Source organism: Aeromonas hydrophila subsp. hydrophila ATCC 7966, from assembly GCF_000014805.1.
Classification (GTDB): domain Bacteria; phylum Pseudomonadota; class Gammaproteobacteria; order Enterobacterales; family Aeromonadaceae; genus Aeromonas; species Aeromonas hydrophila.
The window spans coordinates 682,948-695,275 of record NC_008570.1 but is presented as its reverse complement, the minus strand read 5'-3'; the positions used below and the strand labels follow the sequence as shown (position 1 = coordinate 695,275).

General features: G+C 64.8%; 12 protein-coding genes. 6 read left to right on the top strand and 6 right to left on the bottom strand.

What is annotated here, in order from left to right; genetic code table 11:
• Positions 1-123: 123 nt before the first annotated feature.
• The 6 genes from AHA_RS03245 to AHA_RS03220 form a co-directional block, all read right to left on the bottom strand.
• Positions 124-1,059 carry a LysR family transcriptional regulator gene (locus AHA_RS03245; RefSeq protein ID WP_016349403.1) on the bottom strand — a complete coding sequence of 312 codons (936 nt, stop codon included), beginning with the start codon at positions 1,057-1,059 and terminating at the stop codon, positions 124-126.
• Positions 1,060-1,141: 82 nt separating this feature from the next.
• Positions 1,142-1,675 (bottom strand): glutathione peroxidase, encoded by a 534-nt coding sequence (locus tag AHA_RS03240; protein WP_011704610.1) that lies wholly within the window; start codon positions 1,673-1,675, stop codon positions 1,142-1,144.
• 62 nt (positions 1,676-1,737) lie between these two features.
• The gene (locus AHA_RS03235; RefSeq protein WP_011704609.1) at positions 1,738-2,301 is read right to left on the bottom strand and encodes an NnrU family protein; all 564 of its coding nucleotides are present in this window, start codon (positions 2,299-2,301) and stop codon (positions 1,738-1,740) included.
• A gap of 210 nt (positions 2,302-2,511) precedes the next feature.
• Positions 2,512-3,645 (bottom strand): glycerate kinase, encoded by a 1,134-nt coding sequence (locus tag AHA_RS03230; protein ID WP_011704608.1) that lies wholly within the window; start codon positions 3,643-3,645, stop codon positions 2,512-2,514.
• Positions 3,646-3,654: 9 nt separating this feature from the next.
• Positions 3,655-4,917 (bottom strand): GntP family permease, encoded by a 1,263-nt coding sequence (locus tag AHA_RS03225; protein WP_011704607.1) that lies wholly within the window; start codon positions 4,915-4,917, stop codon positions 3,655-3,657.
• 119 nt (positions 4,918-5,036) lie between these two features.
• Positions 5,037-6,152, bottom strand: a complete 1,116-nt coding sequence (locus tag AHA_RS03220) for a sugar diacid recognition domain-containing protein (RefSeq protein WP_011704606.1) — start codon at positions 6,150-6,152, stop codon at positions 5,037-5,039.
• 321 nt (positions 6,153-6,473) lie between these two features.
• Here AHA_RS03220 and AHA_RS03215 point away from each other — a divergent pair, with 321 nt between their 5' ends.
• The 6 genes from AHA_RS03215 (at position 6,474) to AHA_RS03190 (ending at position 12,307) form a co-directional block, all read left to right on the top strand.
• Complete coding sequence (locus AHA_RS03215; protein WP_011704605.1) at positions 6,474-6,848, top strand: YacL family protein; 375 nt, start codon at positions 6,474-6,476, stop codon at positions 6,846-6,848.
• 63 nt (positions 6,849-6,911) lie between these two features.
• Entirely contained in the window at positions 6,912-7,202 is a 291-nt protein-coding gene (locus AHA_RS03210) for a hypothetical protein (RefSeq protein WP_011704604.1), read from the top strand.
• A 163-nt stretch (positions 7,203-7,365) separates the two neighbouring features.
• Positions 7,366-8,196 carry a CPBP family intramembrane glutamic endopeptidase gene (locus AHA_RS03205; RefSeq protein WP_011704603.1) on the top strand — a complete coding sequence of 277 codons (831 nt, stop codon included), beginning with the start codon at positions 7,366-7,368 and terminating at the stop codon, positions 8,194-8,196.
• A 241-nt stretch (positions 8,197-8,437) separates the two neighbouring features.
• Positions 8,438-9,997 carry a methyl-accepting chemotaxis protein gene (locus AHA_RS03200; RefSeq protein ID WP_011704602.1) on the top strand — a complete coding sequence of 520 codons (1,560 nt, stop codon included), beginning with the start codon at positions 8,438-8,440 and terminating at the stop codon, positions 9,995-9,997.
• Positions 9,998-10,205: 208 nt separating this feature from the next.
• On the top strand, positions 10,206-11,522 hold the full coding sequence (locus tag AHA_RS03195) for a sphingomyelin phosphodiesterase (protein WP_115586402.1): 1,317 nt from the start codon (positions 10,206-10,208) through the stop codon (positions 11,520-11,522).
• Entirely contained in the window at positions 11,519-12,307 is a 789-nt protein-coding gene (locus AHA_RS03190; protein ID WP_011704600.1) for a hypothetical protein, read from the top strand. The genes AHA_RS03195 and AHA_RS03190 overlap by 4 nt, the downstream gene beginning before the upstream one ends.
• The last annotated feature ends 21 nt before the right edge of the window (positions 12,308-12,328 follow it).

Below are 12,328 nucleotides of genomic sequence, written 5' to 3'. Positions count from 1 at the left end.
CTGCAAGTCCACTTGGTTACAGCCCTGTTAGCAAAAACGTTTGCACGATACCGGTTGCGGCAACTGGCTGATTTGACTCGATTTTGGTTTCAAGCGAAAGCCAGTGTTCTTATATGGAAACGATTATTCCTCGGTGCCGGACAATTTGCCGCCGAGCCAGGGGGCCAGCCGCTGCTCCCAGTAGGGATTCGGACCAAAGCTCTCCTTGAGGAAATCGATGAACAGCCGGATCTTGGGATCCAGGTGCTCGCGTCTGGCATAGACGGCGTGCACCGCCATCTTCTGGTTAGGCCGCCACTGGGGCAGCAGCGGGATCAGCTGGCCGGACTGCAACTCCTTGTCCAGCAGGTAGTTGGCCACGTAGGCAATGCCGAGCCCGGCCAGGGCGGCGTCGCGCACCGCCTCCGCCAGATCCACCCGGTAGTTGCCGGCCACCTGCACCGTCTGACGCTCCTTGCCCTGACGAAACGACCACTCGTGGTAGCGTCGCTCCCGGCTCTGATAGGTGATGCAGTTGTGCTGAGCCAGGTCTCTGGGGTGCAGCGGGGTGCCGTGGCTCAGCAGATAGTCCGGCGAGGCCACCAGCACGAAGTGAATGTCCGCCAGCCGCTGCCCCACCAGGGCCTCGGGCTTGTCCTCGTAGGTGGTGATCCAGAGATCCAGCCCCTCATCCACCAGGTTGGTGCGGTGATCGAACAGCGAGACCTCCAGCTCCAGCTCGGGGTAGCGATCCTGGAACGCCTTGAGGCGCGGGATCACGTGCAGCCGGCCGAAAGACTGGCCAACCCCCAGATGCAGGATGCCGCTCACCTTGCCGCGCCGCTCCGCCACCATGGAGTCGGCCTCCAGTGCCACCGCCACCAGGGCGCGGCAGTGGCGGGCATACTCCTGACCAAGCTCGGTGAGGGAGAAGCGGCGGGTGGTGCGCTGCACCAGCTGGGCACCGAGTTCGGTCTCCAGCTGGGCCAACTGCTTGCTGATGTGGGATTTGGAGACCCCGAGCCGCCGGGCGGCCGCCGAGATGCCCTGTTCACGGACCAGGGCATCGAAGATCACCATTTGGGGCAGACGTTGCAGCACGGGATTACCAGAGAGAAGAGCGGGCCCCCATTATTCCAGAGCCGCCCGCCGCGGGGTAGCGCTAAAGGCCGAGCGCCCGTTTGACCTCTTTTTGCAGGGGATCGTCCGCCGGATTCTGGTTCGCCCCATAACTCGCGACCAGCTTGCCGTCACGGCCGATCAGGTATTTGTGAAAGTTCCAGCCCGGCGCCTCGCCCGCCGCCGCGGCCAACCCCCGGTAAAGCGGGCTGGCATCGGCCCCGCGCACGGCGATCCGGTTGAACATGGGGAAGGTGACCCCGTAATCGCGTCGGCAGACCGAGGCGGTCTTGCCCTCGTCCCCCGCCTCCTGCCAGAAGTCGTTGGAGGGGAAGCCGAGCACCATCAATCCCTTCTCCTTGTAGGTCTGATAGAGCTGCTCCAGATCCCGAAACTGGCCGCGATAGCCGCAGTAGGAGGCGGTATTGACCACCAGTACCACCTTGCCCTCGGTCAGCTGGCAGAGGTTGTGGCGCTGGGTGCTGTTGAGCTCCCGCATCTCCACGTTGAAGTAGTCCGGGCAGGCGGCGACGGCCGCCCCGGCCCCGAGTGTCAGCAACAACATGATCCATTTCATCGAGCGACTCCTGTCAAGCAGATGAGTGACATACGCGCGGGCACGCCGGCCGGTTCACCCGCTCAATAGAGGGGGATGCCGGTAAGCATGCCGTGCCCCCAGAAGATCAGCAGAGCGGTGAGCGCCAGCCCGGCCCCTACGCTGAGCCCGGTGCCATACCAGTTGGCTACCGGCCGGGGATGGCGCTGCCAGTCCCGCACCGAAATCCAGACGATGCTCACCAGCGCCCACAGGCCGATGCCGCCAAACAGCACCAGGGAGCGGGCCTCGCTGTTGACCGCCAGGTGGGCGCCGGCCCAGAGCAGGGTGCCGAGCAGCTGGGGATGCACCAGCCAGCGCCGCAGGTGGTTGGGCCCCTGGCCGGAGCAGAACAGGATCAGGGCGATGGGCATGACCGCCATCATCAGGGTCGGCCCCCAGACGGGCAGAAAATAGAGCGGCAGGGGGCTGGCGGTGCGCCAGCCGGCGATGATGCAGGCGATGGCGATGAACACCAGCAACGAGAAGAGTCCCTTGTAGCGATTCTCCCCCAGCCGCTCGCGCAAGCGGGCCCGATGGGCACCTGCGAAGCAGGGATAGAGGTGGATCAGGGTAAACAGCAGTACCCCCAGGGTCAGCAAGATCATGGGTTGCTCCTTGTACTATGGGGGATCACTATGCCGCAAAGTCGGCGGCCAGAATACAGAAACCGCAGAAAAGCACAGGCTATACAGCAGGATAATGAAAAAAGCCGATCATCTGATCGGCAAGGTGTTTCGGGCAGACCTGCAGCGGGGCAGGTCGTCACCGCGACACGGGGCTAGGTTGGCCGGCGCCAGGCACCGGCCAGAAGAGAGTCAGGGTCGCAGCAGATAGAGCGCCGCCACGTTGCGGGCCGTGAGCTGCAGGTTGGTGGTGGCGGTGGCCAGCGCCTCTGGCAGCGACATGGCACGGTTGACCACGGCGAACACCGCATCCAGCCCATGCTCGTGCACCACGCCGCAGTCGTCGGTCAGGCAGCCCGCAATGCCGATCACCGGCTTGCCGAACTGCTTGGCGCAGCGTGCGACACCGATTGGCGTCTTGCCGTGGATGGTCTGGCTGTCGATGCGTCCCTCGCCGGTGATGACCAGATCCGCATCGGCCACTGCCTCGGCCAGTTTCAGCGCCTCGATGACGATCTGGATGCCGGGTTTGAGCTCGGCGCCGAGCAGGCCCACCAGGGCCGCCCCCATGCCACCGGCGGCGCCCGCCCCCGCAATCTCCTTCACCTGCTTGCCAAGCGCCTGCTCGATGCAGTCAGCGTAGTGAGCCAGGTTGGCATCCAGCTGCGCCACCATCTCGGGGGTCGCCCCCTTCTGCGGACCGAACACGGCGGAGGCCCCTTTCGGTCCGCACAGCGGGTTGTCCACGTCGCAGGCCACTTCGATGGTGATCTTGGCGAGGCGTGAATCGAGCCCGCTCAGATCGATGCTGGCCAGCTCGGCCAGACCGGCGCCGCCCGGCGCGATGGGAGTGCCGTCGCGCTTGAGCAGCTTGCCGCCAAGCGCCTGGATCATGCCGGCACCGCCATCATTGGTGGCGCTGCCGCCGATGCCGAGGATCAAGTGCTTCACCCCCATGTCGAGGGCCGCCAGGATCAGCTCGCCGGTGCCGCTGCTCGAGGTGTGCAGCGGATTGCGCAGCTCAGGCGCCACCAGATGCAGGCCGGAGGCCGCCGCCATCTCGATGACGGCGCGCTCGCCATCCCCCAGCAGACCGACGAAGCCCTGTACCTTGTTGCCAAGGGGAGCGGTCACGTAGAAGGGCAGAATGCGGCCACCGGTGGCGTCCACCAGGGACTGCACCGTCCCTTCGCCGCCATCGGCCATCGGCAATTTGACGTAGGTGGCATCCGGCAACACCTGCTTGAATCCGGCCTCGATGGCATCGGCCACCGCCATGGCGCTGAGGCTCTCCTTGAATGAATCGGGGGCGATAACAATTTTCATATCAATTCCTTAGGCGAGGCCAAACACGCCGAACATCAGGGTGGAGACGGCAGCAATGGTCAGACCGACCGCGGTTTCGTAGGGGATGAGCTTGAGCCGCTCACCCACGCCCATGTGGACGCTGCCGCCGGTGGCATGGAAGAAGGAGCCGTGGGGCATGTGGTCGAACACGGTGGCACCGGCGTGGATCATGGCGGCCCCCGCCAGGCTGCTGATGCCAAGCTCTATCAGAGTGGAGCTGAACACGTTGGAGGCCACCACGGTACCGGCGGTGGTCGAGGCGGTCGCCAGCGACATCAGGGCACCCGAGATGGGGGCCAGCAGGTAGGAAGGCAGGCCGGAGGCGGTCAGGCCGCTGATCAGCACATCCTTGAGACCGGAGTTGGCGATGATGCCCGCCAGGGTACCGGTACCCAGCAGCATGATGGCCACCGGCGCCATGCGGGCAAGACCCGAGACCGCAAACTGGTTCACCTTGCTGAACTTGCCCATCATCAGGGCGCCGACCAGGCCGCCGAGGGGCAGTGCAATGAGCGGGTCCACCACGATGCCGGCGATGGGGCGCAGGGCCAGCAGCAGGATGGCCACCAGCGGCGCACTGATGGCGGCAGCAAAGCCCGGCAGCTTGCTGCCATTGAAGCTCACCACCTCGTCGGCGGCGACCTTGCTGCCCTTGTTGTTGAGGCGCTTGGCCAGCCAGTAGGCCATCACCAGCCCGAACAGGCCCGGGATGATGCCGGCCGCCATCACCGAGGTGAGCGGCAGGTGGAAGGCATCCGCTGCGGCGATGGCGTTGGGGTTGGGAGACATGACGTTGCCCGCCTTGCCGCCTCCGATCATCGCCAGCAGGATGGCCGCCTTGGAAAGGTCGGCACGGCGGGCGATGGCCAGCGCAATGGGGGCGACCGTGATGACGGCCACGTCCACGAACACACCGACCGCGGTCAGGATCAGGGTGGCTAGCGCCAATGCCAGCAGGGCCCGGGTTTCACCCAGCTTCTTGACGATGGTCTCGGCGATGGTGGTGGCGGCGCCCGATTCGATCAGCACGCCGGCCAGCACGCCCGCCGCCAGGATCCGCATCACCGCCGTGGTGATCCCCTGGGCACCGCCGATCATCAGGGCGACGGTCTGGGTCAGATCGGCGCCGCCGATCAGGCCGCCGGCCAGGGCGCCGACGATCATGCCGTAAGCGGGCGGCACCTTCTTCAGGATCAGGAAGATGGCGATGGAGAGCGCAGCGAGAGCGCCGAGCGCGGATACAGGGATCATGACGGGCACCTTTCAAATGAGTGAGTGGTGGCCATTATGGTGATCCGGGATCGGAATGCTTTGGTCAAAAAACCAAATATCAGCTTTGTAAAACACAACTTTCTGTATAAATGAACAAATTAGCTATCGAGGTTGAGCCCGAGATAGAGCAGGAACTTGTCATCTAACTTGTTGAAATTCAACCCGGTTATCTGCTCAATCCGGGTCAACCGGTAGCGCAGGGTATTGGGGTGGATGAACAGGGCTTCGGCGCAGGGATGCAGATCACAATCCTGCAAGAAATATTGGCGCAGCGTCTTCTGCAGCGTTCCCTTTGTGTCCTCCTGCGCCAGCTTGTGCAGCGGGGCCCGCAGCTGATCCGCCTGCCAGGAGTCCGCCAGACTGCCGAGCAGCACCGGCAGCCGGTAATCCTCGAAGAAATAGACCTGCTTGCGCGGCGCCTGCCGCATGCCACGGCGCAAGGTGTCCCGCGCCGTCTGGTAGGAACGCGCCAGCCCGCCGGTGCCGGCGAAGTAATCACCCACCCCGATGCGCACCCGAAAGTGGGGAATGCGGGCCAGCAGTTGCTTGATGCGGCTGCGCTCCTGCGCCGACTGCCAGATGCCGTCGCTGAGCTGGGCCGGCTTGAGCACCACTATCTCGTCCAGGCCGTTGATGGCCACCAGGTTGTCCCGCTCCGGGTTTTCCAGCAGGTGCACCAGCTCCCGCAGCCGGGCCGGGTCGGCCTCCTCCAGCGCCAGCACCGCCACCACCCGCGGCTGGGCCAGATCCAGCCCGAGGAAACGGGCCGCCTGCTGCAGCTGATCGTCCCGCCCTTCACCACGGATGAGCTGCAGTACCAGCTCCTCCTTGTGGCGCTTGTCCCACTGCAGCTGCTCGGTGAGCGCCGCCTGCTCCAGAATGAGCTCGGCGGTCATCCGCACCAGTTCGGCGTAAGCACGAACTTCGTCCGGATCCCCCGAAATGCCGATGACCCCCAGCAGCTCCCCTTGATAGGCGATGGGCAGGTTGATGCCGGGACGCACTCCCTTGAGCTCGCGGGCGGTGGCGTCGCTGATCTCCACCACCCGGTTCTCGGTCAGCGCCAGCACCGCCCCCTCATGACGCTGATGGAGCCGCTCCGGGTTGCCGGACGCGATGATCAGGCCGTGCTCGTCCATCACGTTGACCGAGAACGACAGGATCTTCATCGCCCGGCTGACAATCTGCCGTGCAAGCGTGTCATTGAGCTGCATAGGTACTCCGCTGAACGAAACGGGAATAGCCTGAGGCGATGATGAGCCGCTGTGGTTCGTCCATCACGTTGGCCGAAAAAGAGAGGATCTTCATCGCCCAACTGACTATCTGGCGTGCGAGGGTATCGTTTAGCTGCATCACATCTCCAAAGCGGGGGCCGGACCGGCCACAAAGCGCCGGTAGCGGGGCAAAGATGCCACATCTTCAAGACAAGCGAGGGGGGGCTCGCTAGAATAGGCCACTTTACGCTATATGCGCCCCGCCATGGAGCAGGATTTGCCCTGCCCATGACGACTCACCCTTCCGCTATGGACTGAACTATGGATTATGAATTTCGCCGCGATCCGTTCGGCGGTTATCGCGCCCGGTTCTCCATGGGCCATGAGGCCATCGGCCAGTGGCTGATCGACGAAGTGGGCAAGGACGAAGAGAAACTCGACGAGCTGTTCGCCATCATCGATCAGCTCTCCAGCCGCACTCGCGTCGAATACCGGCTGCTGGGCGGCGACTACTCCCTGCTGCTGACCCACGAGGAAGCCGAGGTGAAAGCCAACGTCCTCAATATCGAGCAGGATGAGGATCTCGACGATCTCGCCTACTACGATGATGAACAGCTGGCCATGTGCGGGCTGGAAGATTTTGCCCAGGTGCTCGGCTCCTGGCGCGCCTTTATCCGCAACGAGGATATGGGCTGATCGACCCCTCTGAAAAACGACATCGGGCAACCATGCCCCATTGCCTAACCAACAGGATTGACTATGTCTATTTACGATTTTGATGACGAGCTGCCGGAAGACGAGCAGGAACAACCGAAAAAAGCCGCCCCTGCCAAGAAGAAAGGCAAGCAGGTGCTGAACACCCAGGTCAACCTGAGCCCGCGCGATGCCAGCCGTCTGAACGGTATGCACGTCGAAGCCATCGCCACCCTGGACGACGTCAGCCTGCCGAAGAACGTGATCTTCAAGGCTGGCCTCATCGCCCTGGGCGAGCTGGAAGCCAGCAAGCGTGCCGACATCATCGCCCGGGTGATCGCCGAATCCGGCCGCTGAGACGCCTTGTCACCCTTGCCAAAACCGGAGTCCAGCTCCGGTTTTTTTATGGCCGCGCGCCCTGGCAGCCAGCCGAACACGGGATCTGACCAGCTTATTAAGCCTTGTCTCATGGGATGTCCCATTGTTAAGGTGCGGGACTTTCATCGGCCTTGGAGACTCAATGTTACCTCTACCTGATTCACTCATCTGGGGAGCACTGGCGCTGGCCGTCTTGCTCTGTCTGGCCCGGCAACGGCTGCCCGGCTTCATCATGCTGGCCGTCGCCCTGCTGGCGGCTTTCGGCCTCGGCCACCTGAGCCCCATCGCCCTGCTGGCCAGCGCGGCGGGCCTGCTGCTGGCCTGGCGTACCCCCTCCCTGCCCCAGCCCTGGCGCGCCGTCGCCCTGGGCGCCGTGCTGCTGTGGGCGGTGGCGCTGATGCTGCACCTCATCCCCGGTTTCACCAACCTGAAGGTACTGGATCAGGTGCAGGCCGGCCCCGCCAGCGTGCCGTTCAACATGTACCTCAACCTGGACAAGCCGCTGGTCTTCTTCGGCCTGCTGCTCGCCTGGCCCGCCTTGCTGGGCCCGGGCGGCACCGTTCAGTGGCGCAGATTGGCATTGCTGCTGGTGCCGCTGGCGGCCCTGCTGATCGCCGCCTGGCAGCTGGGGGCCCTCAAGCCCGAGGCGGGCCTGCCCGGCTGGTGGTGGCTGTTTGCCATCAACAACCTGCTGTTCACCTGCGTGGCAGAAGAGGCGCTGTTTCGCGGCTTCCTGCAGCAGGGGATCGCCGCACACAGCCGGCGCTGGCTTGGGGTGCTGGTAGCCAGCCTGCTGTTCGGCGCCGCCCACCTGGCCGGTGGCCCGCTGCTGGTGCTGTTCGCCGCGCTGGCTGGCGTCTGCTATGGCCTGGCCTTCCTGCTGAGCGGGCGCCTCAACGTTGCCATCGCGATCCACTTCCTGTTCAACTTCGCCCACCTGGCCCTCTTTACCTACCCGCTGGCCAGCCGCTGATCCTGGGCGCCCCCTGCGGGGCGCCTGCAACCTCAGCTCCCCCCCTTGGTGCACACCGCCCCTCCCTTTGCCATCCGCCTGCGCAGATGCACCTTTCATTTGCACTATTTAGCTAAGCGAGAGTGGCGATTAATTGACCCAAGCCAAGATAGCGCGCTTGCTGCCCCCTAGAATGGGCCGGTAACAATCACAAAAAATAAAAACAAATCTATCAGTTACTTGGCTCAATCAGGATGCACTCATGACCACAACCCAACGGGAGGGGGAGATACGTTTCCCCGACCACCTGTCACTGATCTCGACGACCGACCCCGCCAGCCACATCACCTACGCCAACCAGCACTTCTGTGATGTGGCCGGTTATCACCCCGCCGAAATGGAGGGGGTGCCCCACAATCTGGTACGCCACCCCGACATGCCCAAGGCCGCCTTTGCCGACATGTGGCAGCGACTGCGTCAGGGCAAAAGCTGGATGGGGCTGGTGAAAAACCGCGCCAAGAGCGGCAAGTTCTACTGGGTCAACGCCTATGTCACCCCCATCCTCAACGAACAGCGACAGATCATCGAGTACCAGTCGGTGCGCACCCGCCCGAGCGAGCACGACATCGCCTGGGCGGAGCAGCTCTACGCCCGCATCCGGGCCGGCAAGGCGCTGCCCTGGCTGAGCCGGCTCGCCCTCGAACCCGGTCTGCTCACCCTGCTGCTGTCGGGCGGTGCCCTGCTCACCCTGCTGATGGCCATCATCAGCGGCAATCCACTGTGGGGGGCGCCAGGCGCACTGGCCCTGCTGGCCCAGATGCTGCACGGCTGGCGCCTGCAGCAGCGGCTCAACCGGCTGGCCCGCACTGCCGGCGAAGAGATGGGCACCCCGCTTTGCCAGGTGCTCTACACCAGGCGGCGGGACACCCTGGCGGCCCTGGAGCTGGCGCTGCGCATGAAGCGGGCCGAGCTCAAGGCGGTGGTGGGGCGCAGCGCCGACACCAACCAGCAGATCCTGCAGGCCGCCGAGGATGACAGAGGCAATATCCAGACCATCGACATCCACCTGCAGCAGCAGCGGGCCCAGAGCGAGCAGCTGGCCGCCGCCATCACCGAGCTCAGCCACTCCATTCGCGATGTGGCGAGCAACGCCCATCAGGCCAGCGAACTGGTGGGCGAGGTGCAGCAGGTCTCCGCCGAGGGGCTGCGGGCGCTGGCCACCACCCAGTCCTCGGTCGATCAGCTCCATCACGAGCTCGATGCCAACCACGCCGTGCTGGCCCGGCTGACCGGCGACAGCCAGAAGATCAGCGGGATCCTGGAGGTGATCAGCCAGATCGCCGATCAGACCAACCTGCTCTCCCTCAACGCGGCCATCGAGGCGGCGCGGGCCGGCGAGCAGGGACGCGGTTTTGCGGTGGTGGCCGACGAGATCCGGGCGCTGGCCCAGAAAACCCGCAGCTCCACCGGCGAGATCAACGAGATGATCCAGGCGCTGCAGCAGACGACCCGTCAGCTGGCCGACGGCATGAGCCAGGGCGCCCAGACTTCGGACCGCTGCCAGCAGCACGTGGGGACCACCGCCGAGGTGCTCAACCAGATCAACCGCATGCTGGCCCGGGTCACCCATACCAGCGACGAGATTGCCCAGGCCGTCAGCCAGCAGGCGGATGTCACCAGCACCCTGGACAAGGGCATCCACCAGATCCATCAACTGGCCAGCCACACCGCCGACAACAGCCGCCAGGCCCTCGATGGCATCACCCTGCTGGTGGAGCGGCTGCATGCCCTCTCCCGCCTGATCAACCAGTTCCAGCACTGACCGCCTTACAAGGGCGTGCCGCCCGGCACGCCCGCTTCACCCAGTTTGTCCTGACCTCCCCCGTCCCTTTGGCTGTTGCCAACTCCATGGGTTAACACCTCCCCATATGGGGCCTTTCATTTATTTGTAACAAAAATGTAAATGAAATGACCTCTGTGCCCGCCATAACAGTCACTTTCCAGCGTGCCTCCACCAAAAGGACTTCATGATGCACAAACCCCTCAGTTATGCCGCCCTGCTGCTGGCCAGCCAGTTTCCGCTGCAGGCGCTGGCCGACACCGATGTCTATCTCACCAACAACAGCCCGGATCCAGTCCAGCTGGAGATCCGCCAGAGCGGCTCCGGCCAGCTGCAGGCCGGCAGCCAGTGGCTTCAGCACAGAACCGAGCTGGGCCCCTGGGAGAGCGCCATGGTGCTCAGCTTCAATCGCTACGAGGGGGTGAAGGCGGGCAAGAGCTATCTGTTCGAAACCCGGGTCACCACTCCCGGCGGTGACACCTATCGCCTCAACCAGAAGATGGAGGGCACCTGGTGGAACAGCACTCTGCAACACGGCGGCGAGACGCCGGCAGACAACTCCGGCTGGCAGAGCGATCGCGCCATCCATCGCCTGAGCGGGCCGCAGGAGCTGGCCTTTGCCGCCAAGTTCACCGGCCGCTACGACGATCTGCACTACATGCTGACTCCGCCCAGGCAGGTGGAGCAGCCCGAAGCTGACGAAGCTAGGTTGAAAGTCGCCAGCTACAACGTCTGGGCGCTGCCGGTGATCGCCGCCAGCATCGGCGAGCGGCTGGCGCTGCTGCCCGAGTACCTCAAGGGCTATGACGCCCTGCTGTTGCAGGAGGTGTTCGATGGCCGGCGCGAGGGCTTCCTGCAGGCACTGGCCAAGGAGTACCCGTACCAGACCAGGGTGCTCGACAAGCCGGGGGTCAACATCCACGACGGCGGCGTGGTGATCGTCAGCCGCTACCCAATCGTGCGGGAGGCCCAGCTGGTCTATCCCCAGTGCACCGGCACCGACTGCTTCGCCGACAAGGGGGTGATGTATGCGGAGGTGATCAAGGGGGGCAAGGCCTGGCACCTGTTCGCCACCCACACCGCCAGCTTCGACACCGACGAGGCGCGCCGGCTGCGCCAGATCCAGTTCGGCCAGATCCGCACCCTGGCCGCCAGCCTGAAGATCCCCGCCAGCGACACCGTCATCTACGGCGGCGACTTCAACGTCAACAAGCGCAAGTTTGCCGACGACTACGCCGGCATGCTGGCCAACCTCAACGCCGACGAGCCGGGTTATGGCGGCTACACCGAGGCCACCTTCGATCCCAGGATCAACCCCTATGCCGGTGGCCCGCTCTCCGGTGGCGCCAACGTGGAGTACCTGGACTATCTGGTGGCGAGCCGGGAATACGGCGCCGTGTGCCACAACCTCAACAGCGTCTGGATCCCGCGCAGCAGCGATGGCAGCCTCTGGCCCGCCAGCAACCTCTCCGATCACTTCCCGGTCAAGGGAGAGATCAGCCGATGAAGCGCCGCTACGGCTTGCTGGCACTGGCGGTGCTGGCCTTGTTGCTGCTCAACCTGAGCTGGCAGGAGGCGCCAACGCCGCCGGCACACACCGGCCAGCTCGCTCAGCCAGCCACCGCAGAGGCGCCACAGACACAGCCACCACTGGCCCCCGCTAGCGGCCCGGTTGCCGCCACCGCCGTGCCAGCCGGCCCAGCACCTGCGCCTGCCAGCTGGCGCGAGCTGCCGGACGAGATGAACCGGCAGCTCGCCAGCGAGGTGAGCGACAGCGAGCAGCCGCTGGCCGAGCGGCTCGCCAATCTGGAGGCGATAGAGGCCCAATGGCTGAGCGAGGGGGAGAGCCTGTTTCGGCTACAGGGGCGCTACGCCCTGGCACTCGAGCAGTTGGCGCAGGAGCACGAGCAACTGCCGCTGGCCGAGCGACTGGCCGCCCTCACCCGCTTGCAGGATGAGTGGGCAGCGGATCATCCGGATCTGGCGGCTGAGCTGTTCAACCCGGCTGCCCGCTTGCAGCAGGCGCGCCAGCTGTGGGGGGACGAGGAGCTGGCGACCCTGGCCCGCCATTTCCTGCCGGCCGCACAGGCCGAAGCGACCGTGCAGTTTGCCGCCAGCCGACAGCAGCAGCTGGCGCAGCGCAGCCACTACCAGCAGCAGCTGACCGAGCTGGAGCAGCAGTTGGCGGCCAGCCGGGGCAACATGGACGAGGCAAGCTGGCAGCAGCACAGGGAGGCGGTACTCGGCCAGTTTCGGCGTGACTTCTTCGCCCAGACGCCGGAGCAGCCCTGAGCGGGCAACGACTAGGGGCAT